Origin of the sequence: Dyella subtropica (genome assembly GCF_026283965.1) — a bacterium.
In the GTDB taxonomy this organism is placed as follows: domain Bacteria; phylum Pseudomonadota; class Gammaproteobacteria; order Xanthomonadales; family Rhodanobacteraceae; genus Dyella_D; species Dyella_D subtropica.
This window is the reverse complement of record NZ_JAPDPD010000016.1, coordinates 20039-44958: the sequence shown is the minus strand read 5'-3', so window position 1 is coordinate 44958 and position 24920 is coordinate 20039. Positions and strand designations below refer to the sequence as shown.

Annotated in this window: 26 protein-coding genes; 13 read left to right on the top strand and 13 right to left on the bottom strand. The window is 64.5% G+C overall.

All coding sequences use genetic code 11. The features are described 5' to 3' along the window. Nucleotides 1–245: 245 nt before the first annotated feature. The 4 genes from ubiA (at nucleotide 246) to OUZ45_RS14540 (ending at nucleotide 6900) form a co-directional block, all read left to right on the top strand. Nucleotides 246–1139 (top strand): 4-hydroxybenzoate octaprenyltransferase, encoded by an 894-nt coding sequence (gene ubiA, locus OUZ45_RS14555; RefSeq protein ID WP_266170921.1) that lies wholly within the window; start codon nucleotides 246–248, stop codon nucleotides 1137–1139. Nucleotides 1140–1639: 500 nt separating this feature from the next. Continuing rightward, the gene (locus OUZ45_RS14550; protein ID WP_266170848.1) at nucleotides 1640–4156 is read left to right on the top strand and encodes a TonB-dependent receptor; all 2517 of its coding nucleotides are present in this window, start codon (nucleotides 1640–1642) and stop codon (nucleotides 4154–4156) included. Nucleotides 4157–4195: 39 nt separating this feature from the next. Then, entirely contained in the window at nucleotides 4196–5362 is a 1167-nt protein-coding gene (locus OUZ45_RS14545) for a phosphatidylinositol-specific phospholipase C1-like protein (protein ID WP_266170847.1), read from the top strand. Next, nucleotides 5359–6900: a CehA/McbA family metallohydrolase gene (locus OUZ45_RS14540; RefSeq protein WP_266170846.1), complete on the top strand. Its 1542-nt coding sequence runs from the start codon at nucleotides 5359–5361 to the stop codon at nucleotides 6898–6900. Before OUZ45_RS14545 ends, OUZ45_RS14540 begins: the two co-directional genes overlap by 4 nt. Before the next feature lie 286 nt (nucleotides 6901–7186). Here the strand turns inward: OUZ45_RS14540 and OUZ45_RS14535 are convergent, their stop codons facing one another. The 4 genes from OUZ45_RS14535 to OUZ45_RS14520 form a co-directional block, all read right to left on the bottom strand. After that, nucleotides 7187–8662 (bottom strand): S41 family peptidase, encoded by a 1476-nt coding sequence (locus tag OUZ45_RS14535; protein ID WP_266170845.1) that lies wholly within the window; start codon nucleotides 8660–8662, stop codon nucleotides 7187–7189. Nucleotides 8663–8744: 82 nt separating this feature from the next. After that, nucleotides 8745–9740, bottom strand: a complete 996-nt coding sequence (locus OUZ45_RS14530; protein ID WP_266170844.1) for a helix-turn-helix domain-containing protein — start codon at nucleotides 9738–9740, stop codon at nucleotides 8745–8747. A 31-nt stretch (nucleotides 9741–9771) separates the two neighbouring features. After that, nucleotides 9772–10497 carry a ComF family protein gene (locus OUZ45_RS14525; RefSeq protein WP_266170843.1) on the bottom strand — a complete coding sequence of 242 codons (726 nt, stop codon included), beginning with the start codon at nucleotides 10495–10497 and terminating at the stop codon, nucleotides 9772–9774. 10 nt (nucleotides 10498–10507) lie between these two features. Then, on the bottom strand, nucleotides 10508–10714 hold the full coding sequence (locus OUZ45_RS14520; RefSeq protein WP_266170842.1) for a hypothetical protein: 207 nt from the start codon (nucleotides 10712–10714) through the stop codon (nucleotides 10508–10510). 146 nt (nucleotides 10715–10860) lie between these two features. Between OUZ45_RS14520 and bioB the strand changes: the two genes are divergently transcribed. From bioB to OUZ45_RS14490, 6 genes are all read left to right on the top strand, one after another. Beyond that, the gene (gene bioB, locus OUZ45_RS14515; RefSeq protein ID WP_266170841.1) at nucleotides 10861–11901 is read left to right on the top strand and encodes a biotin synthase BioB; all 1041 of its coding nucleotides are present in this window, start codon (nucleotides 10861–10863) and stop codon (nucleotides 11899–11901) included. 35 nt (nucleotides 11902–11936) lie between these two features. Next, nucleotides 11937–13130 carry an 8-amino-7-oxononanoate synthase gene (bioF, locus tag OUZ45_RS14510; RefSeq protein WP_266170840.1) on the top strand — a complete coding sequence of 398 codons (1194 nt, stop codon included), beginning with the start codon at nucleotides 11937–11939 and terminating at the stop codon, nucleotides 13128–13130. 26 nt (nucleotides 13131–13156) lie between these two features. Continuing rightward, nucleotides 13157–14080: a sulfurtransferase gene (locus OUZ45_RS14505; protein WP_266170839.1), complete on the top strand. Its 924-nt coding sequence runs from the start codon at nucleotides 13157–13159 to the stop codon at nucleotides 14078–14080. Beyond that, nucleotides 14077–14847, top strand: coding sequence for a pimeloyl-ACP methyl ester esterase BioH (bioH, locus tag OUZ45_RS14500; protein ID WP_266170838.1), 771 nt, complete (start codon nucleotides 14077–14079; stop codon nucleotides 14845–14847). Before OUZ45_RS14505 ends, bioH begins: the two co-directional genes overlap by 4 nt. After that, a complete protein-coding gene (gene bioC, locus OUZ45_RS14495; protein WP_266170837.1) occupies nucleotides 14844–15725 on the top strand; it encodes a malonyl-ACP O-methyltransferase BioC in 882 nt (293 codons plus the stop codon). The genes bioH and bioC overlap by 4 nt, the downstream gene beginning before the upstream one ends. Before the next feature lie 85 nt (nucleotides 15726–15810). After that, complete coding sequence (locus OUZ45_RS14490) at nucleotides 15811–16512, top strand: DUF899 family protein (RefSeq protein ID WP_266170836.1); 702 nt, start codon at nucleotides 15811–15813, stop codon at nucleotides 16510–16512. Here the strand turns inward: OUZ45_RS14490 and OUZ45_RS14485 are convergent, their stop codons facing one another. The 3 genes from OUZ45_RS14485 to OUZ45_RS14475 are packed head-to-tail and all read right to left on the bottom strand — an operon-like array spanning nucleotide 16513 to nucleotide 18208. Further along, nucleotides 16513–16935, bottom strand: a complete 423-nt coding sequence (locus OUZ45_RS14485) for a DUF6691 family protein (RefSeq protein ID WP_266170835.1) — start codon at nucleotides 16933–16935, stop codon at nucleotides 16513–16515. Beyond that, nucleotides 16932–17354 (bottom strand): YeeE/YedE family protein, encoded by a 423-nt coding sequence (locus tag OUZ45_RS14480; protein WP_266170834.1) that lies wholly within the window; start codon nucleotides 17352–17354, stop codon nucleotides 16932–16934. The genes OUZ45_RS14485 and OUZ45_RS14480 overlap by 4 nt, the downstream gene beginning before the upstream one ends. Further along, on the bottom strand, nucleotides 17351–18208 hold the full coding sequence (locus OUZ45_RS14475) for an MBL fold metallo-hydrolase (RefSeq protein ID WP_266170833.1): 858 nt from the start codon (nucleotides 18206–18208) through the stop codon (nucleotides 17351–17353). The genes OUZ45_RS14480 and OUZ45_RS14475 overlap by 4 nt, the downstream gene beginning before the upstream one ends. Before the next feature lie 141 nt (nucleotides 18209–18349). On the opposite strand from OUZ45_RS14475, the gene OUZ45_RS14470 reads away from it, so the two are divergent. Together OUZ45_RS14470 and OUZ45_RS14465 are read left to right on the top strand one after the other, a co-directional pair. After that, nucleotides 18350–18676: an ArsR/SmtB family transcription factor gene (locus tag OUZ45_RS14470; protein ID WP_266170920.1), complete on the top strand. Its 327-nt coding sequence runs from the start codon at nucleotides 18350–18352 to the stop codon at nucleotides 18674–18676. 19 nt (nucleotides 18677–18695) lie between these two features. Beyond that, a complete protein-coding gene (locus OUZ45_RS14465) occupies nucleotides 18696–18851 on the top strand; it encodes a hypothetical protein (RefSeq protein ID WP_266170832.1) in 156 nt (51 codons plus the stop codon). A gap of 71 nt (nucleotides 18852–18922) precedes the next feature. Here the strand turns inward: OUZ45_RS14465 and OUZ45_RS14460 are convergent, their stop codons facing one another. The 4 genes from OUZ45_RS14460 to OUZ45_RS14445 all read right to left on the bottom strand — a co-directional run bounded on the left by OUZ45_RS14460 (nucleotide 18923) and on the right by OUZ45_RS14445 (nucleotide 21573). After that, on the bottom strand, nucleotides 18923–19327 hold the full coding sequence (locus tag OUZ45_RS14460) for a DNA-3-methyladenine glycosylase I (protein ID WP_425601696.1): 405 nt from the start codon (nucleotides 19325–19327) through the stop codon (nucleotides 18923–18925). Continuing rightward, nucleotides 19278–19853, bottom strand: coding sequence for a DNA-3-methyladenine glycosylase I (locus tag OUZ45_RS14455; protein WP_266170831.1), 576 nt, complete (start codon nucleotides 19851–19853; stop codon nucleotides 19278–19280). The genes OUZ45_RS14460 and OUZ45_RS14455 overlap by 50 nt, the downstream gene beginning before the upstream one ends. Nucleotides 19854–19936: 83 nt before the next feature. Next, nucleotides 19937–20680 (bottom strand): MHYT domain-containing protein, encoded by a 744-nt coding sequence (locus tag OUZ45_RS14450; RefSeq protein ID WP_266170830.1) that lies wholly within the window; start codon nucleotides 20678–20680, stop codon nucleotides 19937–19939. A gap of 158 nt (nucleotides 20681–20838) precedes the next feature. Next, nucleotides 20839–21573 carry an ACT domain-containing protein gene (locus tag OUZ45_RS14445; RefSeq protein WP_266170829.1) on the bottom strand — a complete coding sequence of 245 codons (735 nt, stop codon included), beginning with the start codon at nucleotides 21571–21573 and terminating at the stop codon, nucleotides 20839–20841. Nucleotides 21574–21945: 372 nt separating this feature from the next. Here OUZ45_RS14445 and OUZ45_RS14440 point away from each other — a divergent pair, with 372 nt between their 5' ends. Then, on the top strand, nucleotides 21946–22833 hold the full coding sequence (locus tag OUZ45_RS14440) for a DMT family transporter (RefSeq protein ID WP_266170828.1): 888 nt from the start codon (nucleotides 21946–21948) through the stop codon (nucleotides 22831–22833). A gap of 30 nt (nucleotides 22834–22863) precedes the next feature. Here the strand turns inward: OUZ45_RS14440 and OUZ45_RS14435 are convergent, their stop codons facing one another. Both OUZ45_RS14435 and OUZ45_RS14430 read right to left on the bottom strand, forming a co-directional pair. Continuing rightward, nucleotides 22864–23829, bottom strand: coding sequence for a pyridoxal-phosphate dependent enzyme (locus tag OUZ45_RS14435; RefSeq protein ID WP_266170827.1), 966 nt, complete (start codon nucleotides 23827–23829; stop codon nucleotides 22864–22866). Nucleotides 23830–23855: 26 nt separating this feature from the next. After that, nucleotides 23856–24857 carry an aldose 1-epimerase gene (locus OUZ45_RS14430; protein ID WP_266170826.1) on the bottom strand — a complete coding sequence of 334 codons (1002 nt, stop codon included), beginning with the start codon at nucleotides 24855–24857 and terminating at the stop codon, nucleotides 23856–23858. Between the last annotated feature and the right edge of the window lie 63 nt (nucleotides 24858–24920).

The following is a 24920-nucleotide window of genomic DNA, read 5'->3' as shown; positions in this document are numbered from 1 at the left end:
AGCCCCCGGTCTCATAGGGTGGGGTGAGCTGGTGCTCGCCCCACCCTGGTCGACGATGACAGCGCTAATTCAAGTGCTGCGTCACGCAAACCGTGACGTCGGCCCACGTTAAACTTGGCCGTATGGCCTCACCCTCCCGCAAGCGCCAGCGGCGCCTCCCCCCCTCGCCCGCCACGGCGCGGCCGCGTCCGGCCCTGACCAAGGCGCCGGTTCGCCCAGAGGACAGCTCCACGCGCGCCACGCGCGTGCTGGATGTCCTGCTGCAGAGGCTGCCGCCGAGCATCCGCGAGAAAGCGCGCGACTATCTGGTGCTGACCCGCATGGATCGCCCCATCGGCGCGCTGCTGTTGCTGTGGCCGACCTGGTGGGCGCTATGGCTGGCGGCAAGCGATTTTCCGCCAGCGAAGCCGCTGGTGATCTTTACCCTAGGCGTGTTCGCCATGCGCGCGGCGGGTTGCGCGATCAACGATTTCGCTGACCGCAAACTCGATCCGCAGGTGGCCCGTACCGCCGGCCGGCCGATCGCCGCCGGGCGCGTGACGCCACGCGAAGCGCTGATCGTGTTTGGGGTCTTGCTCGCGTTCGCCTTCATCCTGGTGCTGTTCACCAACGCGCTGACCATCAAGCTTTCGTTCGCGGGCGCCGCGCTGGCAGCGATCTATCCCTTCACCAAGCGCTACACGTACATGCCGCAGGTGGTGCTGGGCGCGGCATTCGGCTGGTCGATTCCGATGGCGTTCGCGGCGGTGCTCAACACCGTGCCGCCAGTGGGCTGGCTGTTGTTCATCGCCAACATTCTGTGGTCGGTGATTTACGACACCCAGTACGCCATGGTGGATCGCGACGACGACATCGAGGCGGGCGCCAAGTCCACAGCGATTTTGTTCGGCGATGCCGATCTCCCGATCCTGGGCATCCTGATCGCCACCTTCCTGCTGGCGATGCTGTTCGTCGGCCAGCGCGCCGCGCTGGGCTGGCCTTACTGGTTGAGCCTGACCGCCGCCGCCGGGTTGTTCGGGTGGCAGATGTGGCGTATTCGCGATCGCGCGCGTGATGCTTGTCTGGCGGCGTTCCGCAACAACAACTGGTTGGGCATGGCGGTGTGGATCGGCATCGTGCTGGCGCTCGCGGTGCGCTGAGAGCCTGTTCAAAATCTCTGATTCTGTATTGAACGGCTCGCCCTCTGCGCGCGGAGGTAAGCCTTTGGTTCGCGGTTTCCTACTTTGATGATGTTGGGTTATCGCGACCTGGCCGCTGCGTAAGCGACCAGGTCGCGATAACCCATCGATTGTCGCAAACACAGAACTCATCCCTCAGCACCGCTCCATCTATGCCTCCGTAGAGATTTTGGACAGGTTCTGACATGAACCGCGCCGGGATTGTCTTACGTTACGCAACATTTTCATGACAGTTTTGGACGTCTAAATCGATCTTGTCGATAAGCCGTCATACCGACGGCGTTCCTCTGTCACAGCACTGATTTAACTTACTTCGGTCAGAGCCTGTGTCAGGGCCAGGAAAGCCTCTACGCGGACATCCTGCACGCGATTCCCCGGAATCACGGTGCGAGGTGGCGGCTGTGTTTCTGTTACGACCGCACGTATGGCTCCGTCACACCCTCTTCCCCGGAGCCATCACCTTGCGTACCTCACCGATCAGCCACGCCATCGGCCTGGCCCTGTTGGGCGGCCTGCTTTCCGCCTTCGCGCCGTCCGCTTTCGCGCAGGACAGCAGCACCCATAACGGCGACACCACCAGCGACAACGCCAAGCCAGCCAACGACAAGGCCAAGAATCTCGACGGCATCGTGGTCACCGCACGCTCCGGCGTGGAAACGCGCACCAAGGCCGAAACCAGCTATTCGATCACCACCATCGACGAAGACCGTCTGCGCATGCAGGCGCCGACCTCGGTGACTGAGGCGCTGAAGTCGGTGCCGGGCTTCTGGGTGGAAGCGTCGGGCGGCGAAGCCAGCGGCAATATCCGGGCGCGCGGCATTCCGGTGGACGGCTTCGGCTCGGTCACCTTGCTGGAAGATGGCGTGCCGGTGCAGCACGATCCGGCGCTGGGCTATCTCAACGCCGACCAGGCGTTCCGCCTGGACGAGACGATCGAGCGCATCGAAGTGGTGCGCGGCGGCCCATCGTCGGTGTTCTATTCCAACGCGCCGGCCGGTGCGATCAACTTCATTCCGCGCAAAGTCGGCGATACGGCCGAAGGCATCGCCAAGTTCACCGTGGGCGACTACGGCCTGACCCGCGGCGATTTCTGGTACGGCACGCCGGTGGGCGACGGCTGGAAGCTGGGCGTTGGCGGCTTTTATCGCATTGACACAGGCATCCGGTCGCCGGGCTTCAACGCCAATGACGGCGGGCAGATCCGGGTGAACCTGGCGCGCGACTTTGAGCGAGGCCACGTAAGCGTCGACGTGAAGCACATGGACGACAAGGTGGCGCTGTACCTGGGTATTCCCATGCGCACCTATCCAGGCGGCGACATCAAGGCGGTGCCAGGCTTCGACGGCAACTTCGGCACCCTGGCCGGCCCCGAGACCGAGCATGCCTCGATGAAGCAGGCCAATGGCGGCCTGTACGATTTCGACAATAGCCAGGGCACCCACGTCAAGCGCGACCAGATCACGCTGAAGTTCGACTATGACCTGGGCGACGGCTGGAAGCTTGCCGAGTCCCTGCGCTACGACGATACGCGCACGCAGCGCAACGGCATGTTCCCCAATTCGCTGATGAGCGCCGCGAAGCTGTTTTCGCAGGTCAAGCTGCCGGCCGGCGCTTCCGGTTTGCAGTTGCGCTATGTGGACAACCCGGCCCAGGTGTTCGACAACGCCAACCAGAACGGCAACGGCCTGGTGGTGGTCGGTGGCCTGCGCGGCGTGACCATGCCGGTCAAGGAGCTGATCAGCGACTCTCGCCTGCTGCGTCAGTTCGAATTAGGTGGGCAGACCCATGATGTCACCCTGGGCTATTACTACGCCCGCTTCGACCAAGGCTTCAGCCGCTACTCCTCCTCCGTCTTGCTCGACACGCGGGATCAGGCCCGGCTGCTGGACCTGGTGGCGCTCAACGCTGCCGGCCAACCGGTGAGCACGCTGACCGATCGCGGCGTGTACCAGTATGGCTACGAGTGGGCCCATTCCAGCGGCATTTCCAAGACCAACGCGTTCTACCTATCCGACGAATGGCAGGTCACCGACCAGCTGCGCATCGACGGCGGCGCGCGCTGGGAGCAGGTGAACACCCGCGGCAACAGCGAAAATCCGCAGACGGTGAATCTGGGCAGCTTTGCCACCTCGAAGGTGCTTACCGGCAGCGGCGTGCTGGTTCCCTACGACCACACCTTCAGCAAGCTGGGCTGGACCCTGGGCGCCAACTGGCAGTTCTCTCCGCGCTCCGGCGTGTTCGCGCGCTGGACGCCGACCTTCCGCCTGCCCAACCTGAGCAGCTACATCACCAATCCCGGTGCCAAACCGGTCGTCCAGACCATGAAGCTGGGCGAGGTCGGCTACAAGTACAGCGACCGCTGGCTGGAGCTCTACGCGACGGCCTTCTATACCAAGTACGACAACGTCGGCTACAGCAACACCGTCTTCAACTTGAACAACATCACCACGGTGCAGCAGGGCTATGCCAGCTCCAAGACCAAGGGCCTGGAGCTGGACGGCACCTGGTTCCCGGTGGATTGGTTCGACCTGCAGGTCACCGCCACTTGGCAGGACCCGCAGTACAAGGGGCTGCGCTTCACCGACAACGTCAACAACAGCCCGGTGGTGCGCGACTACGACGGCAACCAGCTGATCCGCGTGCCGAAGGAGAGCTACCGCGTGGTGCCGGGCGTGAACCTGCTCGGCGGCAGGCTGCGCATGCAGGTGTCTTACGAGCATGAAGGGCAGCGTTACGTGGACAATGCCAATACGGTGCGGCTGCCGGCCTACGATGTGTGGAACGCCAGTGCGCGCTACAACCTCTCGTCGATGTGCTCGCTGTATTTCTACGTCGACAACATCACCAATTCGCTGGGACTGACCGAGGGCAATCCGCGCGCGGGCGAGCTGCAGAGCGCGGATGCGGGCGCCAATACCTTTATCGCCCGTCCGATCCTGGGTCGCGCCTACCGCGCAGCCATCATGTATCGGTTCTGAGCTGAAGGGCCGGGTGCTTGCCCGACCCTTTCCCACGCGATGAAGCACAGCACCACAGGCACGCTGACACTGGCCCTCGTCTGGGCGCTGGTCGCGTGGATGCGCGTCGCCGTCGCCTGCGATCTGGAGACGGCGAGCGCCGGCTGCGATCCAGCGGTGTTCGACCGCCAGTTGCGATTGAACGATATCCAGGCCATTGGCACGCATAACAGCTACAAGCAGTCGATGCCGCCGGCCGAGTGGGCCGCGCACCATGCGCGCGATCCGCAGGGAGCCGATGGCATCGACTACGGGCATCGGCCGATTCCGGAACAGCTCGACCATGGCGCGCGCACCATCGAGCTGGACGTCTACTACGACCCGCAGGGCGGGCGCTACGCGCATCCGCCGGGGGCGCTGCGCAAAGGTTATGCAACACCGCCATGGCCGGCCGAAGCCGCGGCGCAGATGCAGCGGCCCGGCTTCAAGGTGATGCACCTGGCCGATATCGATTTCCGCAGCAGCTGCCAGACCTTCGTCGCCTGCCTTACGCTGATCCGCGACTGGTCGCGTGCGCATCCTCGGCATGTGCCGATCATGCTGCTGCTCAATGCCAAGGATGGCGCCAGCGGCCCGGGTGCCGTCGCACCGTTGCGTTTCGACGAACGCGCTTTCGATGCGCTGGATGCCGAAGTGCGGTCGGTCTTCAACCCACACGAGCTGATTGCGCCTGACGATGTGCAGGGCCAGTACTCCAGCCTGCGCGATGCCGTGCTGGCCGGCCAATGGCCGACCCTCGGCGAGGCGCGCGGGAGGCTGTTCTTCGTGTTGGACGAGGATGCGCGCAAAGTGGCTGCGTATCGCGGCAAGCGGCGCTCGCTGGAGGGAAGGGTGATGTTCGTCAACATCGACGAGCGCTCACCGGCGGCGGCCTACCTCACCTTGAACGATCCGCTTGCCGAGGGCCCGCGCATTGCCCGCGACGTAGCCGCCGGCTTTCTGGTGCGCACCCGCGCCGATGCCGACACGGTCGAAGCCCGCCGCGACGATACGCACCGCCGCGAAGCAGCCTTCGCCACGGGGGCGCAGTACGTGTCCACCGATTACCTGCAAGCCGACCCGCGCTTCGGCGATTACCGCGTACGACTGCCGCAAGGCGAAACCGCACGCTGCAACCCACTCCGCACCCCTGATTGCCACCGAGCCGACCGCCTCACCTCGCCATGAACCATCGACTCCGTCACTACATCATCAACGCACTCGCCGGACTCGTTCTGCTGCTGGGTGCGCTTGCCTCCGCACGCGCCGCGGAGACATCGCCCGACCTCACCCTGCATGGCGAGCTGAGCGGCAAGGACAACCAGACCTATCGCAGCCTGCCGTTCGACGTGCCTGCCGGGGTGAATCGCATCACCGTGCAGTTCGACTACAGCGGCCGTGAGGAACACACCACCATCGATCTGGGCCTGCTCGGTCCCGATGGCTTCCGTGGACAGGATGGTTTTCGCGGCTGGAGCGGTGGCAGCAAGAAGCTGTTCACCATTGCCGCGACCGATGCCACGCCGTCGTATCTGCCAGGGCCCATTCGTGCCGGGCGCTGGCAGTTGCTGCTGGGCATTCCGAACATCCGCAAGGACAGCCACGCCAGCTACACCGCGAACATCTGGTTCGGTCATCCCGGCGACCCGGCCTGGGAACCTGCGGTGCTGAATCCACCGCTGCGCAGAGAAGCGGGCTGGTATCGCGGCGATCTGCACATGCATACCGCGCACAGCGACGGCAGCTGCAAGAGCCAGAGTGGCCAACGCGTGCCCTGCCCCTTGTTCTTCACGGTCCAGGGTGCTGCGCAGCGGGGCCTCGACTTCATCGCGATCACCGACCACAACACGGTATCGCACGCCGATGCCATGCGTGAACTGCAACCTTACTTCGATCGTCTGCTGCTGATTCCGGGTCGCGAGGTCACCACCTTCAGCGGACATGCCAATCTGTTCGGCACCACCGCGCCGGTGGATTTTCGGGTGGGCAGCAAAGACGTACCCGACTGGAATGCCCTGTTGCATGCCATCGCGCCCCTGCATGGCGTGATCTCGATCAACCACGCCGTCCGGCCCAGTGGCGAAGCCTGCATGGGTTGCGGCTGGGCGGCCCAACCGCCTGCGGACATGGCGCTGGTGCAGGCTATTGAAGTGGTCAACGGCAGCGATGCCGGCACACCGTTCTCCGGCGTGTCCTTCTGGGAACAGCAGCTGGCGAAGGGCTACCACCTCACCGGTATCGGCGGCAGCGACAACCACGAAGCGTTTCAGAACGAGCCGCGCATTGGCTCCAATCCCACCGGCGTGCCCACGACGGTGGTGCATGCGGAAGAGCTGTCGATGCCGGCCATCCTCGAGGGCATCCGTGCGGGGCATGTGTTCATCGACACGGAAGGCAGTCGCGACCGTTTGTTGGAGCTCAGCGCCCATGCTGGTTCACGGCGCGTGATGATGGGTGATGCATTGCGCGCCGGCACCGGCGAAACCGTGAGTTTCGAACTGCATGCCGCGCATGTCGCGGGCTCCAGCCTCGTGGTGCTGCTCGACGGCCAACCATTCTCGACGGCCATCGAAGCACACGTCGACAGCGACGATGTGAGCCGCCATTTCGACTGGAACAGCGATGGCAAGGCGCATTGGTTGCGTGCCGAAGTGCGCGATGCGTCGGGCAAGCCTTTATTGATCGGCAACCCGATCTATGTGAACCCCGCCCGTAGCCCTCTGTAGGAGCGCACCCGTTAGCGTCCGGGCGCACGTGCCAGCGCCCAGACGTCGACCTGTCTCGGAATAATAATGTTCAATAATTTTCTCTCGCCGGCCGCAATCAGGTGTTCAACGAGACGCAGAGCAGACCAGCAATACCTTCCCGGGCTGCGTTTCGCAAAACGTGATGGCTCCGCCCGTCGAAAGCCGCTTCGAACTCGAAACCCAACACGGACTGTCATCGCCATCGCGAAAATCATGCCCTGACAGGCTGTTGAGAAACGCCATGTTGGAGATCACGCGCTGGAATTTATTTCTGGATGGGCTTGGAGGAAACATCCTCCGCTATCAGGCGCAATGCCCGCTCACCACGAGCACGATCGCTCTCACCCTCTGTCGGCAGGACCGGCAGGTCGGGAGCGATACCGGCTTCCTCGTTGGACCCGTCAGCGCGGAGGCGCATGCAATTGGGCACGCGGAATCGCAGCCGTGAATGACGCAGGACGATCGGCACGCCATCGGTCATGAAGCCGCAACCGTCACCACCTGTCCGGTCTCCGACCAGCTTGGCGATGTGGTTGTCCTGCATCACCGCAGCGAACATCTCCGCCGACGAGTAGGAGCGTCGATCAGCGAGGACATAGGTTGGGCCAGACCAAGTGCCGTAGTAGGCATCGACGATCGATGACGACGCGAGCGTGCCGGCGGTCTTGTCGCTCCCGTAAACGCCTCTCTGTAGACCGGCGCTGTACCCGCCAGCATAGCCAGCGGTGAGGAGCCGATTGCAGTTCAAGGGCGACCATAGTCGCCGCTCACGCCATGACCACGACAGGTCGCACCGATGCTGCCCGATGCTGTTCTTCTGATCCACGAAGAAAGATCGGGCCTCGGCCAATGCCGCCTTCGCGGCCGGCGGCCTTATGGAGGGGAGCGCGGCATCGATGTCGCTAACCTCACTATCGAAATAACCAGCCGCGACCGGGGCATCTACCATCAGGAGTCGGGCGGAGCGTACCGCGTGATCGGTGAATAGGCGGGCGGTCCAGTCGCCGCTGTCGTCACCGCCGCTGTTGTTGCCGATATCGATGACGAGGGCGGTCGCACCTGCCTGGCGCAGCTCTTTCACAGCTGCGGTCATGTCCTGGAACCAACGCATTCGCGCCGCTTCCTTGATCGTCTCGGGGGTGATCGCCCTACCCGCTTGCTGCAGGTCTGTCCATGCGTGTAGGCATGAAGCGGGAAAGGCCCTCGCTCGAAACGCCTGAATGCGAATGACGCCCAACCTGACGCCTGAGCGCACCACCAAGCCGGTGCGGAAGGTCGAGCCAAGGCCGTCAGACACAAGCTGGAAACTGGGGAGTCCTTCGAGCGGAAGGGAGAAGGCAACCGGCGCGGTAGACGCATACCCGAGCGACGCGCATCCTCCGGCAGGGGCGTCAGGGCTGAGGGTTGGTTTCTCCGGCTCTATGGCCGGCGCCGATGCGGCGGCGAGAAGGGGTAGTTCCGACAGATGCCCGTCGTGGAAACCGGCTATGAAGGCGCGGATGGCGTCGGCAGCCGCGGCATCGTCGCTAGCGGACGCGAGTGCTGTTGTCGTCTTCCGATCCAGCTCCGGAAGATCGACCCCGCCAGCACCGGATGCCTTCCATGCCAGATTGGAGTAGCGATCAGTCAGCTCCGCCTTGAGCTGGACATAGTCCTGTTGCCAAGCCTCACGGTCGAACGGCTCGGCCGCGATGGTCGTTCCGGAGAACAGGATGAGAGCAAGCAGCAAGGATATGCGCATCTTCGATCCATGGAAGGCAAACGAGACCGCACGGTAGTGGAAACTATGCGACCGGTCTTGGATGTTTGGCGCAATCAGGACGCTACGCGCGCTTCCGGTACTCGGAAGGCGAACAGCCCAGCACCGCGTGGAACGATCGCGCGAGATGCGCTTGGTCGCAGAAGCCGCAGCCCGCAGCGACCTGCGCAATGGGAAGGCGCGTTGCCTTCAGCATGTCGGCCGCCTTTTGCACGCGCGAGCGTCGCTGATATTCGCCTGGAGTGCAGCCCAGTTCCCGGCGAAAAGCCCGAGTGAGCGTCGCCGGATGGCAATCGATAACTCGGCACAATGCCGCCACCGATATGACTTGCCCCTGCACGGCATCGATAACCGCGCAGGCGCGCCGCACGATCACCGAAGTGGGAACAGAAGCTCCGGCAAGATCGCGGCCCATCTCGGCGGCGACCTGCCAAATCAAACCCGCGATCGCGCCCCTCGAAAATGCATCGTTCGTTCGGCGTTCCGCGTCGATCCGGGCGGCCAGCTTTTGGATAGGTGTTGAACGTGTTGCCGGGGCCGCACGAAATGGCAGTGTCGTCACGAGATAGTCGAGAAGATCAGCCGCTGGCGTAACGATGATCTTGCGAGCTCCATGAGCCCAAAAACGTTGGGCGTGAGGCAACCCCTCCGGGCAAATGAGAGCGCTTCTGCAATCCTGCACGGCAACCCGCCCGCCGATCGTTTCTTCATAACCTCCGCCAAGCACGACCGTAAGGCTCGGTGTTGCATGGATATGCGACGCGATGCTGCTATTGGCCGCATAGGTTCGATAGCAGAGGCTTGCAGAATGCGAAGGCTCATCGGTCATTGAGCCATCATATCGCCTGACAGGTTGTTGAGAAGCCGCCTGCCGTGAATCAAGCACATCAAGTGCTTGATTCATCGGAGCCGAGTCCGGACATGTACCGGGCTCAACACCCTCCTCTCGTCGACTCTCTTGGTCAAAGCATCCTTTGACCCTGGCGAGTAACTCGCTGTTCACCGCGCCTTTTTCCCGAGATTTGCAAAATATTTCGCGGCAAAATTTAGTGAACTTCATGGAAATAATTGGACTTTATTTGTCCAAGACACTAGCGTCCGGGCGCACGTGCCAGCGCCCAGACGTCGACCCGTTGCACGCCCGCCCGCTTAAGTTGCCGCGTGCACTCGGCAAGGGTGGCACCTGTCGTCATCACGTCGTCCAACAGGGCCACGTGCGCGGGCAGTGCCATGCCCTCTCGCACTTCGAAGGCCCCACGTACGTTGCGTCGGCGAGCGACGCGGTCGAGTTCGGTCTGCGCCGCGGTGTCGCGCTTGCGGCCGAGCGCATCGCCGCGCAGGGGAATGCGCAACACTGCAGCCAACGGTCGGGCCAGTTCCAGCGCCTGGTTGTAGCCGCGTTGACGAAGGCGGCCGCGATGCAGCGGAATCGGCAGAATCAAGTCTGGGCGTTCAACCGGCATCGGCTCCCGCTGCCATAGCGTCGCCAGCGTTCGGCCAGCGGCGAGATCGGTGCCGAATTTGAAGCGCGACTCCAACCGGTCCAGCGGCCAGCCATAGCGGAACGGCGCCCACGCCGCATCCCAGGGTGGTGGGCGGCGGTGGCATTCGCCACAGAACTCCGCGGCCACCGGCAACGGAAGCGCGCAACGGGCGCAGCAACTGCGATTGCGCGGCATCTCGGCGGCGCAGGCTTCGCAGAGATCCAGGCCGCTCGCTCCGGGTGCGCCACACAGCAGGCAGCGCCATGGCAATAGCCATGTCCGCAGCCGAGATAGCTGGGTTTGGAAGACGTGTGTCAGCGCTTCCGTGCGCATGCGTCATACCTCAGCCGCGCGCCTTGAACATGGCCGCGTCGAGGATCGACCACAGATGGATGATCCAGCCCAGCCACACGATCCACAGCACACCGGCAAGCACGAACATCACGATGGCGATCAGCAATCGCCCCTGCACCAGCTGGCCGAGGCCGGGGATGAAGAAGCTACAGATCGCTGCGAGTACGTTGCCGGTGCTGCCTTGTCCTGCGCTCATACGAAAGGTTCCATGGGGGCTGGCCCGATGGTAGCGCAGCCATGCCATACCCGGGCGCATCGTAAACATTTGGCGGCAATCCAAAGTTGACAGACGAAAACTCGCTGCCACACTGTCGCGTTTCCCCACCCAGAGTTGCCGCTCCCATGGCCCACGCCATCCGCCACGACTGGACCCGCGACGAAGTCGCCGCGCTGTTCGCACTGCCGTTCAACGAGCTGCTGCATCGCGCGCACTCGGTCCACCGCGAACACCATGATCCGAACGCTGTGCAGGTCTCCACGCTGCTGTCGATCAAGACCGGCGGCTGCCCGGAGGATTGCGCTTATTGCCCGCAGGCCGCGCGTTACGACACCGGCGTGCAGGCGCAGAAGTTGATGAGCGTGGACGCTGTGGTGGCGCGCGCGCAAGCGGCGAAGGATGCCGGCGCCAGCCGTTTCTGCATGGGCGCGGCATGGCGCAGTCCGAAGGACCGCGACGTGGTCAAGGTGGCGGAGATCGTTTCCGCGGTGAAGGCACTGGGCCTGGAAACCTGCGCCACGCTGGGCATGCTCGATGGTAAGCAGGCGCAGACGCTGAAAAGCGCCGGCCTGGACTACTACAACCACAACCTGGACACCGCGCCGGAGTTCTACGGCGAGATCATCCACACGCGCCAGTACCAGGATCGCCTGGACACACTGGAGAACGTGCGCGAAGCCGGCCTGAAGACCTGCTGCGGCGGCATCGTCGGCATGGGCGAGACGCGCGCGCAGCGCGCTGGCCTGCTGCAGACCCTGGTCAACCTGCCGGAGCACCCGCAGTCGGTGCCGATCAACCAGCTGGTGCAGGTGGAAGGCACGCCGCTGGCCGGCACCGATGCGCTGGACCCGTTCGAGTTCGTGCGCACGATTGCCGTCGCTCGCATCCTGATGCCGGCCTCGATGGTGCGCCTCTCCGCCGGTCGCCAGCAGATGGACGATGCCGTGCAGGCGCTGTGCTTCTTCGCTGGCGCCAACTCGATCTTCTACGGCGAGAAGCTGCTGACCACCGGCAACCCGGATGTGGAACACGACCGCCAGCTGTTCGCGCGACTCGACCTGCATCCGCTGCAGGTGGTCGAGGAAGCCGGCACCGTGCACGCCGACATCCTGGAAACCGCCAGCGCGGGTTGCGGTACCGGCTGCGGCTGCAGCGAAGCCGCCTGATAGCGTATGGCGGGCCACCCAAGCCCGCCATCTCTATGCCACGTCACTCGCTCCTTGATCGCCTGGCCCGACATAGCGCCGAACGCGCCCAGGCCGGTCTGCTGCGCCGATTGCGCACGTTCGACCACGCCGACGGCCCGTGGCTGGAGAGCGGCGAGCGACGCCTGCTCTCTTTCTATAGCAACGACTACCTGGGGCTTGCCCAGCATCCGCAGCTGATCGCCGCGTTCAAGCGCGTGGCGGATGATGAAGGTGTCGGCAGCGGCTCGGCCCATCTCATCTGCGGCCATCGCGCCGAACATGCCGCGCTTGAAGAAGCCCTGGCCGAATGGACCGGGCGCGAGCGCGCGCTGTTGTTCTCCACCGGCTACATGGCGAACCTCGGCGTGATGCAGGCGCTGCTTCAGGACGGCGACCTGTGCGTGCAGGACAAGCTCAATCACGCCTGCCTGCTCGACGGCGCGAAGATCGCGAGTGCGGAACTGAAACGCTATCCGCATGCCGACGTCGCGGCTGCCGCCCGCCAGCTCACCAGCCGCAGCGATGCCGCGGCGCTGCTGGCGACCGATGGCGTATTCAGCATGGATGGCGATATCGCGCCGCTGCGTGAGCTTGCCGCACTATGCCAGCGGGAAAGTGCCACCTTCATGGTGGACGACGCGCACGGACTCGGCGTGCTGGGCGACGATGGTGCCGGCAGCCTCAGCGCCGCAGCGCTTGGCGAGAGCGACGTGCCGGTGCTGATGGCGACCCTGGGCAAGGCACTCGGCTGTCACGGTGCTTTCGTCGCCGGTTCGGCGGCGTTGATCGAAGGCTTGGTGCAATCCGCCCGCACCTATATCTACACCACCGCCATGCCATCCGCCGTGGCCGCCGCCGCGCTCGCTTCGGTGCGCGTGGCGCGTGCAGAAAGCTGGCGGCGCGAGAAACTGGTCGCGCTTATCGCGCGCTTTCGCGAAGGCGCCGGTCAGCTTGGCCTGGCCCTGATGCCCTCATCCACGGCCATCCAGCCGCTGATGTTGGGCGATGCCTCGGCCGCATCGGCGGCGGCGCGGACACTGGAAGAGCGGGGATTCCTGGTCGGCGCGATCCGCCCGCCCACGGTGCCGCAAGGCAAAGCCCGCCTGCGCATCACGCTGTCGGCCATGCACGAGGAAGAGCATGTCGACCGACTGCTGGACGCGCTGGCTGGCCTGGCGTCCGGCGTCGCCCCGACCGGCCCCGTATAATGGCGCGCTTGCCGCTGTAGCCCCCCATGCCGATCGTCAATCTCTCCGCTTATAAATTCGTCAGCCTGGATGACCTGCCAGCGCTGCGCGAGCGTGTGCTCGAGCGCTGCCACGCGCTGGCACTGAAAGGCACCGTTCTGCTCGCGCCGGAAGGCATCAACCTGTTTTTGGCCGGGCCGCGCGAACCGATCGACGCCTTCATGGCATGGCTGCATACCGATGCGCGCTTCGCTGACATCGTGCCGAAGGAGTCCATCTCCAACGCCCCGCCGTTCGGCCGCATGCGCGTGCGCCTGAAGAAAGAGATCATCACCATGCGCATGCCGGCTATCCGTCCGGAAGGTTCGCGCGCGCCAGCGGTGACGCCGGATACGCTACGCCGCTGGCTGGACCGGGGCCGCGACGACGACGGCCATGAAGTGGTGTTGCTGGATACGCGCAACGACTACGAAACCAACGTCGGCATCTTTGAGCAGGCCGTGGACTATCGGCTCGCCAGCTTCACCGAATTCCCCGATGCCATTGCTGGCGATCGTGCGCGCTTCGAAGGCAAGACGGTGGTGTCGTACTGCACCGGTGGCATTCGTTGCGAGAAAGCGGTGCTGCATATGCAGGACATCGGCATGGAGCGTGTGTTCCAGCTCGAAGGCGGCATCCTGAAGTACTTCGAAGAAACCGACGGCGCGCATTGGCGCGGCGACTGTTTCGTGTTCGACGACAGGGGCGCGGTGGACACGCAGCTCGCGCCGGCCGGCACCTCTCAGCTCCCTCTCCCCTCTGGGGAGAGGGTTGGGGTGAGGGGCGGCTCTTGCGATACCGCCGCTTCAGAGCAGGCTTCGATCGACACCTTCGCGAGCACCCGCCCCTCATCCGCCCCTTCGGGGCACCTTCTCCCCGAAGGGGAGAAGGGAAATAGGCGTGAGCTCCCCGAAGGGGAGAAGGAACTATGACGCTGCACATCGAGGTTCACGGTACCGGCCGGGTGCCGTTGGTGATGCTCCACGGCTGGGCGATGCACGGCGGCGTGTTGGCGCCGCTGGTACAGGCGCTGGAAGACCGCTGCACGATGTACGTGGTCGACCTGCCCGGTCATGGCCACTCGCGCGATTGCGGCCTGCCACTGGAGCCTTCGACATGCGCAGCCGCGATCGCGAAGGCCACACCACCGGCGCTGTGGCTGGGTTGGTCGCTCGGTGGGTTGATCGCTCTGACGGCCGCGCTGGAACGCCCGGCGCATGCGCGCGGTTTGGCCATGCTGTGCGCCACACCGAAGTTCGTGCGCGACGCCAGCTGGCCTTACGGCAGCGAAGGCGCACTGGTGCACGAACTCGCCACCGATCTGGAAACCGATTACCACGCCACGCTGGAGCGCTTTCTGACGCTGGAAGCGATGGGCAGCGCTGATCCACGCGCGGAACTTCGCCACCTGCGCACACTGGTGTTCGATCGCGGCGAACCGGATTTGCGAGTGCTGCAGGAAGGCATCCGCATTCTGGAAACCAGCGACCGCCGCGCCGCGTTGCCCGACCTGGCGGTATCGAGTGCCTGGATTGCCGGCCATCGCGATCGGCTGGTGCCGCCGCAGGCCATGCAGTGGTCGGCTTCGCAGTGTGGCGGCAGTTATTACGCCATCGACCGTGCCGGCCACGCCCCCTTCTTTGGCCATACCGACGCCGTGGTGCAGGCGCTCACCCCGTTGTTGGATGCCTATCGATGAGCGAGTTCCACGTCGACCGCCGCCAGGTGCGCCGTAATTTCAGCCGCGCCGCGCGCACTTACGAACAGCACGACGCGCTACAGCGCGAAGTGCAGAACGTGCTGTGCGAGCGGCTGGACTTCTATCTGGCCACGCCCGAACGGGTGATCGACGTGGGTGCTGGCACCGGCCGCGGCAGTGCGCTGTTGAAGAAGCGCTACGGCAAAGCGCAGGTCATCGCCATGGACCTCGCCCTGCCCATGCTGCGCGCAGCGAAGCACCACGCCAGCTGGCTCAAACCGTTCCACCGCGTCTGTGCTGAAGCCACGTCGCTGCCGCTGCCGGATCACAGTGTCGATGTGCTGCATTCCAACCTGTGCTTCCAGTGGGTCGACGACCTGCCCGCGTTGTTTGGCGAATGCGTGCGCGTGCTTAAGCCTGGTGGCCTGCTCGCCTTTTCCACCTTTGGGCCCGACACACTGAAGGAATTGCGCGCCGCCTGGGCCAGCGCCGACCAGCAGCCGCACGTCAGCCGCTTTCTGGATATGCACGACCTGGGTGACGCCATGATCGCCGCCGGTCTGCGCGATCCGGTACTCGACGTGGACCGCTACACCCTCACCTACAGCGAGCCGCGCATGCTGCTGAAGGAGCTGCAGGGCCTGGGCGCGACCAACGCCGACACCACGCGCGAGCGCGGCCTGACCGGCAAGCGCCATTACCGGCAGATGCTCGCCGCCTACGAAACCATGCGCGTCGACGGCCGCGTCCCGGCGACCTGGGAAGTAGTGACAGCGCACGCCTGGGGACCGCCGCCGGGACAGTCTCGCCGTGGCAAAGACGGCGGCGAGATCGCCAGTTTCTCGGTGGATAGCCTGCGCGGTTCGCGACGACGCTGAACTCCACACTTCCGATACGGGTTCTTCATGGCATGGCGACTATCGTGTGTCGCCCTTTCTCCTTCGCGGAGCCGCCGGAGGAACCATGAACCAGCCAATGCACACCACCCGCTTCCCGCAGGAGAGTGCCGCTTACCGCACTGCCCGCGACCAGCTGCTGCAGGCCGAGATCGACCTGCGCCGTCAGATCGAAGCCGTTGCCGCCATGAGGCGCAGTCTGCCCCTGGGTGGCGAGGTGAAAGAAGACTACGTATTCGAACGGGCCGGCATCGGTTCGCAGGACCAGGATGCCGCACCGACGGTGCGTTTGTCCGAGCTGTTCCGCGACGGCAAGGACAGCTTGGTCGTCTACAGCTTCATGTTCGGCCCGGCGATGGAGAACGCCTGTCCTTCCTGCACGTCCATCCTGGAAGGCTGGAACGGCGCCGTGCATCACGCGCTCCAGCGCACCAACCTCGCTGTGGTCGCCAAGTCGCCCGTCGCGCGTATTCGCGAGTTTGCGCGCAGTCACGGCTGGACGAATCTGCCGCTGCTGTCCTCCGCCAACAACAGCTACAACGCCGACTATCACGGCGAGCGCCCGGACGGCGGCCAGATGCCGATACTCAACGTGTTCACTCGACGCGACGGACGCATCTATCACACCTATGCGACCGAGCTGATGTTTGTTCCAGCCGATCCGGGCCAGGATCCCCGCCACATCGACATGGCCTGGCCGCTGTGGAATTTGCTCGACTACACGCCGGAAGGACGCGGCGCGGATTGGCGGCCGAAGCTGACGTATTGATCAGCCCCAGTAACGCGCCAACAGACGATAGCCCACGCCGCCGAGCAGCATCGCCGGCACGAAGACCATGGCCTCGGCAAGGCCGGCGCCCAGGTTCACCAGGGCCGGGCCGGGGCAGTAGCCGGCCAGCCCCCAGCCGATGCCAAAGATGGCGGCGCCGAGGATCAGCGGGCGATCGATCCGCCGCGTGACGGGCACATGGAAGCTTTCGTCCAGCACGGGCCTGGGCTGGCGCAGCACCACCCAGAATGCGATCGCGGTGACCCCGACGGCGCCGGCCAGTACGAACATCAGAGTCGGATTGAAATCACCGGCCAGGTCGAGAAAGCCCAGCACCACACGCGGGTCGCTCATATGCGACACCACAAGGCCCAGCCCAAACAGTGCGCCGGCAAACAGCGCCGCAAGCCATCGCGTCGTCATGCCACCGCTCCCAACACGTGGCGCAGCAGGTATACCGTGATGAAGGCCGTCGCCATGAAGGTCAGCACGGCGGCCAACGAGCGCTTGGAGAAGCGCCCCAGCCCGCAAACACCATGCCCGCTGGTGCAGCCGCTGCCCATGCTGGTGCCGACGCCCACCAGCACGCCAGCGACGATCAGCGCCATGCGCGGATAATTTTCGCGCGGTGCGATGTGCGGCAACAAATGCATCGCCAGCCCGCCCGCAAGCACCAGGCCAAGCAGAAACGCGACGCGCCACCCTCGCTCCGCCTTCGGTGCATCCGCCAGGCCGAAGGTGATGCCGCTGATGCCGGCAATGCGCCCGTTGAGCCACAGCAACAAGGTGGCGGATAGACCGATCAACACGCCACCCGCCAGCCCGGACAGCCACATGTTCATGACTTGTGCCCGAAGCGGTTGAGCGGCAGGCGCAGGTAGCGAACGCCGTCGCTATCGGGCGGCGGCAAACGGCCGGCGCGGATGTTTACCTGCAAGGCCGGCAACACCAGGCGCGGCGGCGCCAGCGTCGCATCGCGCGCGGTGCGCATGGCGACAAAGTCGGCTTCGCCCACGCCGCGCTTCACGTGCACATTTTCCTGCAGCTGCGCATCGATGCTGCATTCGGCCTGCGGCGCTCCCCGCGACGGGGGTGGATAGTCGTGACAAAGGAACAACCGGGTGTCGGCAGGCAATGCCAGGATCTTCTGGATGGAGGCATAGAGCTGCCCCGCATCGCCGCCGGGGAAGTCGCAGCGCGCCGTGCCGGTCTCGGGGGCGAACAAGGTGTCGCCGATGAAGGCGGCATCGCCGATCAAGTAGGTCAGGCTGTCATCCGTATGACCTGGCGTCGCTATCACGCGGATCTCCAGTACGCCGGCGTGCAGCACGTCGCCATCGTGTAGCAGTTGGTCGAACTGGCCGCCATCGGGCGTGAAATCCTCGCCCAGTCCGAACAGCGTCTTGAAACGCTTCTGAACGCCGACGATGCCGTGGCCGATGGCCAACCGCGCGCCGAACACATCGCGCAAATGGTCACCGGCGCTGAGGTGGTCGGCGTGCGCATGCGTTTCGAGGATCCACTCCACCGTCAAACGATGCTCACGCACATAGTCGACTACCGCGTCCGCGGATGCGGTCGAGGTATGCGCGGCTATGGCGTCATAGTCCAGCACTGGATCGATGACCACGGCAGCCCGTCCTTCATGGACGACATAGGTGAACGTGCTGGTGGCGGCGTGGAAGAACGCTTTCACTTCGTGATGCGATCGGTTTGGCTGCGTCACGGCTTGGCCTTGCGTCATATTTTAGAAATTGCTAAATTAGAATTGTCTAAATTCAAAGTCAAGCCGGTGACCACCCGCTCAAGAACATCCGCCGCCGCAACAGCGGCCAACATGGCTGCGATGGCCAGGCACGCGGACGATGCTGCCGGCCTGCTGAAGTCGCTAGCCCACCCCACGCGATTGCTGGTGCTGTGCCGGCTCGTGGAAGGCGAGGCGCCCGTGTCCGAACTGCAGGAGCTGTCAGGGCTGTCGATGTCGGCACTGTCCCAGCATCTGGCCGTGCTGCGCGAAGCGGCACTGGTCGATACGCGCCGGCAAGCCCAGGCCGTGTTCTACTCCCTACAGCCCAGCCCCGCCCTTGGCGTGCTGCAAGCCCTGCACGACGCTTACTGCGGGCCACGAAAGCGCCGGACGACGGTCGCGCGCAGCTCCTCTTAAGAGCCTTCGCAACGCTTAAATGGCGCAGGGTGAGAAGGAGCGCGCCGTCGATGTGTTCAAACTCAACACCGAACTGCATCCCGCGAGCGTCAATGTCTACGACAGCCTCGCCGAAGGTTATGAAGCGCTCGGTGATAAACCGCAGGCCACCGCTAGCGACCAGCGCTCGCTATAGCTGAATCCCTCCAACGAGCAGGCCAAAGAGCGGCTACGGGTGCTGCAACCAGCGCCGAATAGCCCTTGCCGTTACTTGCCTGCGCCAGCCTTGTGGCGGAAGCAGGTGGCGATGTGGTCATTGACCATGCCGGTGGCTTGCATGAAGGCGTAGCAGATGGTGGTACCGACGAAACGGAAGCCGCGCTTTTTTAGATCCTTGCTCATGCGATCGGATAGCGGCGTGCTGGCCGGCACCTGGCCGCGGTCGCTCCAGCCGTTGAGTACAGGCTTGCCGCCGACGAAGGACCACAGGTAGGCGTCGAGGCTGCCGAACTCCTCGATCACTTTGAGTGAGGCGAGCGCGTTGTCGATAGCTGAATCCCTCCAACGAGCAGGCCAAAGAGCAGCTACGGGTGCTGCAACCAGCGCCGAATAGCCCCTGCCGTTACTTGCCTGCGCTAGCCTTGTGGCGGAAGCAGGTGGCGATGTGGTCATTGACCATGCCGGTGGCTTGCATGAAGGCGTAGCAGATGGTGGTACCGACGAAACGGAAGCCGCGCTTTTTTAGATCCTTGCTCATGCGATCGGATAGCGGCGTGCTGGCCGGCACCTGGCCGCGGTCGCTCCAGCCGTTGAGTACAGGCTTGCCGCCGACGAAGGACCACAGGTAGGCGTCGAGGCTGCCGAACTCCTCGATCACTTTGAGTGAGGCGAGCGCGTTGTCGCGCGCGGCGCTGATCTTGAGGCGGTTGCGGATGATGCCCGGATCGAGCAGCAACTTTTCCAGCTCGCTGCCCTTCATCCCGGCAACGCTGGCGATGTCGAACTGATGGAACACTTCACGATAGCGCTCGCGCTTGGCCAGCACGGTGCGCCAGGACAGGCCGGCCTGCGCGCCTTCCAGGATCAGGAATTCGAACAGGCCGCGATCGTCATGCAGCGGCACGCCCCATTCGATGTCGTGGTAGTCGCGCTCGATGTCACTGCTATTGGCCCAACTGCATCGGGTGACTGGCTTCATCGGGAGCGGCTCCGGCGGGAAGGCCGCAGCATAGCGCCAACCGCTCCATCCCTCCCCTGCCGGACGCTGGGGAGGGGGCGGAATCAGATGCTGATCATCGCCCGCCGGCGCTGGCGGAGATAGTTGAGCATCAGCACCATCGCCAGCAGCACCAACACCACGGCGAAGATGCTCAGGCCCAGGTTGTCGCCGCGCAGGCCGCTCGCATAGTTCGCAGGCAGCTGCCCGCCGTTGTCGTCCATGTTCACCGCGGCCATACCGGTGTAGTGCATACCGCACACCGCCACACCCATCACTAACGCGCTGCCTGTCATCTGCAGCGGGCCGCGCAGGTTGAAGGCGAGCCACAGGGCGACGATCGACGCCACGATGGCGATTGCCATCGAAGCCATCACCAGGCTCATGTCGTAGCTGATAAAGGCGCCCATCATCACTGCGGCCATGCCCAGGTAATGCATGCCGGTCACGCCCAGACCCATGCAGATGCCGGCGGCGACTAGCTTGGACCAGCTGAATGTGCCGCTGCTGGCGATGGCCAGTCCGAGCGAGCAGGCGCCGAAAGCGAGCACCGCGGACAGCGCGGTGAAGGAGAGGTCGTACGTCACCGGCATGCCCATGTCGCAGGCCAGCATGGCGATGAAGTGCATGGCCCAGATCGCGCCCACGCCCATGGCCGCGCCTGCTGCCAGGATGGCGGCGGTGCGTTGGCCGCTGGTCTGCGCGAGCGGGATGACCACGGCCAATTGCAGGGCGGTGAAGGAACCGAGCACCGAAATTGCGTACGAAAGGATGACCAACAGCAGGTTGTAGCTCTGATGGGCAGGCATGGCACTCCTCCTTAAATCACGTGGAAGTCAGTCGAGCGTAGGTTTGGCTGCCGGCGGACGCGTCGGTCGTGCCTTGATGCGAGCCAGGCCGGAAACAGGCTCTTGGAATCGATCGCCGTGGGCGGTATGGGTCGTGAGCCGACGACGGAGAACGACGCCTAATGCGAGATCTCCAGGATGCAGTTCACCGCGCCGGTGCTGCGGCAATAGAGGCTGCGCGCGAACACGGTCTGTGGCGCCACGGAGCCGCCGAGCACGCCTTCGAGATAACCACTGAAAAAACGGCAGCCGGAATCACCGCCAGGCGAACACAGTGGACTGTTCTGGATATGCAATTGCCCGTCGCGCCAATCGACGGTGGCCAGTTCGCGCAGTGCTGGCATGGCGATGCGTTTGATCGCATCCGCCAAGCCGAGCTTGGCGCCCATGGCATAGTCGCGCTTGTATACCCAGGCACCCGTACGTCGCCCGGCCAGCTGCAGGGAGGCCTCGCGGGCATCCGCAGCCACAGCGTGCTCAAGTGTGATCAGCCACGGATAGATCTTGGGATAGTCGTGCGCCAGCTGCGGCAGCGTGCTCTCGACCTGGCGCACATCCGGTCCGGCAGCGGGCGCGATGGCTTCCGCCGCCAAAAGTCTCGCTACTGGACTGGATGGAGCCGGCAGTGCGTCACGTTCCGCAAGCGCCGCTTCGAAGCTCAATACACGGTTGTGCGTGGCCAGCGCTTCTTCGAGCACAAGCTGGCGCTCGGCCGGCCCGCGCACGATCATCACCAGCCAAGTGCCCTTGCTGTCCTGGGATAGGCGTTGACGTAGCAAGGTAAAGCCGTTGGCGACGACCAAACGGCCCAGTTCCACCAGCAATCCTTCGCGACGATCCGAAAGGATCTGCATCTCCAGCTCGATCATTGGCCCCCCTGTGGTCGATGCTGGCAAACAAATTGTGCCGAGCACGATGAAACAAGCGGCACGATTGAATTGTGACGATGATCTAGAAATGCAAATGACGTGTGGACGTCACAATGGACGGCTCCCGACTTGGGATGCGTATCTCCTTCACCCGAGAGCCTGCTCAACATTTCCTGACGTGGTGTGCCGTGCGCTTCTATGACGATCTCCGCGTGGCTTAAGGAAGAGCACGAATCGGCATCGATCCACCATCGGCCTTCGCCCTGTAAGCTTGCTCCGCTCCCTTGGCGCCGCGTCATCCGATGAAGCACGGCAGGCGCAGCCGGACCTCAGATTTCATCTTTGACTGCGAACACCATGCCTTCTCATTCGTCCCAACGCGGTGCCGTGGCCGCCATGCTCGTCACCATCCTGATCTGGGCCTATAGCTGGGTGGTGATGAAACAGGTGCTGCAGCATGCGAGCCCGTTCCAGTTCGCTGCCCTGCGCTATGTACTCGGTGCGCTGGTGTTGTTCGCCGTGTTGCTGGCGACGCGGCAATCGCTGCGCCCACCACCGTTGCTGCCCACGGTGCTGATCGGCCTGTGTCAGACCGCTGCTTTCCAGGGGCTGGGGCAATGGGCCTTGGTCGAAGGTGGCGCCGGGCACGTCGCGCTGCTGGCTTACACCATGCCGTTCTGGGCGGTGCTGCTGGCGTGGGCGATTCTGCGCGAGAAGCCGACGGCGCGGCATTGGCTGGGCATGGGATTGGCAGCGGTTGGCTTGCTTTGCATCATCGAACCATGGCGCGGGCTGGGCAGCGGCAGCAGCACCTTGCTGGCGATCGCCGCGGGTGGCGCATGGGCGATGGGCACGGTATTGAGCAAACGCATGTTTCTCCGGCACGCCCCTTCGCCGCTTAACCTCACAGCGTGGCAGATGCTGTTCGGTGCGTTGGCGCTCTGCGTGCCCGCGTTAGGGATACCGCAGCGTCCGATCGAGTGGAGCTGGGATTTCATTGGCGGTCTCACCTACAGCGTGGTGCTTGCATCCAGCGTGGCCTGGGGCCTTTGGCTGATGGTGTTGCGGCGCTTGCCGACCGCCGTGGCCAGCCTGTCCAGCCTCGGCGTACCCATTGTCAGCGTGCTGCTGGCGTGGGCGATCCTGCATGAGCAGCCGACTTCGATGGAGGCACTGGGCATCGTGTTCGTGTTGCTTGGCTTGATGGCGGTAAGCGGCCTGAAGTTGCGTCGCGGGTTGGCGTAAGCGCGGCAAACCCCAACGTCGCGTCACACTTCACCAAGGCAGTGCGTCGAGATCCACATTGCCGCCGGTGAGCACCAGCCCGACGCGACGGCCAGCAAAATGCTCGCGCTGTTTCAGCACCGCGGCGAACACGGTAGCGCTGGACACCTCCACCACCTGCTTCAGTTCGCGCCATAGCAGCTTCATGGCAGCAATCGTTTCCTCGTCGCTCACCGTGATGACTTGCGTGCGATGACTGCGTAGCGCTTCGAAGTTGGGCTCGCCAATCAAAGCGCGTAGGCCGTCGCATATGGTGTCGGCAGTGAACGCCTCGATGCGCGCGCCACGCGCCAACGATTGTGCCGCGTCGGAGGCACCAAGTGGCTCCGCGCCAAACAGAGCCAGCGCCGGATCGATGCCGTGTGCGGCAATCGCACAACCGGAAGCCAGGCCGCCGCCACCCACCGGCGTGATCAACGCATCCAATGCCTCGACCTGGCGCATCAGCTCCAACACCAGCGTGCCCTGCCCGGCCATCACGCGCGCATCGGCATAGGGATGCACCAGCTCGCTGCCGGTCTGTCGTTGTACTTCGGCGGCCATCGCTTCGCGCGCGGCCTGCGTGGGTGCACAACGATGCAGCACCGCGCCAGCCTGTTCGATCGCTTCCAGCTTGGCACGCACCGCGCCCTCGGGCACTACCACGTGCGCGGAAATCCCTCGTGTGGCCGCTGCCATCGCCAAGGCGTTGCCATGGTTGCCGGAGGAATGCGTCACCACGCCGCGCGCCGCCTGCGCATCGTCCAGCGACCACACGGCATTGCATGCTCCGCGGAATTTGAAGGCACCGCCGCGCTGCAGGTTCTCGCATTTGAAATGCAGCTCCGCACCCACCAGCGCATCCAGGCGCGCGCTGCGCAGCACCGGCGTCACCGTGGCATACGGGGCGATGCGCGCGGCGGCATCGCAGATCTGTTCGAAACTGGGCAGGCCCGCTCTCAATAGGCCAGATCTCATTAGGTCTGCACTCATTAGGTCTGTACTCATGGCAACTCGATCTCCACACCACAGAGGAAGCTTCGCTCGGCGCCCGGCTCCAGGCGAATCGCCTCGGCGCAATCAGGGCGGTTGAACGCGTCGGACCAGCTCTCCATCGGCTCCAGTGCTATCGAGCCGCGCACGTCGCGCGTCACCGTGTCGGCGGTAAACGCCAGCATCACGCCGGACTCCTGCCACACGGCGATGCCGAGTCCGCTGGCCGGATCGCGCAGGCGGGTGCGGACCCGGCCGTCGGCATCGCGCCGCAACGCCGCATAGGCATGGTTGATCTCGCGCCCGTCGATCCGCTGCGATCGACGGAAATCCAACGCAGGCACATCGTCCATCCGTCCATAAGCCGCCGCGCCCTGCAGCGGGATGTAGTCGGCGTCGGTGCGCACCAGCATGTCGGCGGGAATCTCTAGCTCCCAGCTGTCCATCGGCGTAGCGCCCAAGCGGAAGTAGGGATGCCAACCGAAGAAGCAGGGTGCCGCCTGCTCGCCGACATTGCGCATGCGCGCCTCCAGCGCGAGGCCATGGGCGTCCAGCGTGTAACTCACCGTCAGGTCGATCGCGTAGGGATAGCCCGGATGCACGCCCGGGCGGATCGCTGACGTGGTGAAGCTGGCACGTGCGGCCTGCTCGTCCGCGGCTACTGCGACGACATCGAAATCCACGCCGCGCACGAAACCGTGCCGGGCAGCGCGCTGCGCACCTTCCACACCAGGCTGCAGGTCGTGCGCCCGGCCATCGAACGTATAGCGCGCATCGGCGATGCGATTGGCGAAGGGCGCCATGATGGCGAAACGGGAACTGGGACGGCTATCCAGTTCGGCCGCGTCGCGGTAGCCGTCCGCAAGGTCGTACGACTGCTGGCCCAGCGTCTGCTCCAGGCTGATCACCGTGGCGCCGCGCTGTGCGACGCGCACGCGCCGGCCACGTACCGGATCGTGCAGGACGACGATCTCATGGGAGCCCAGCCTGGTCCGTTCGGCGTGGTATGCCATTTAACTACTCCTGGCCCGAAAACGCCGCATGGTAGCCTGATCCATCCCGCACAACCCCCGCTG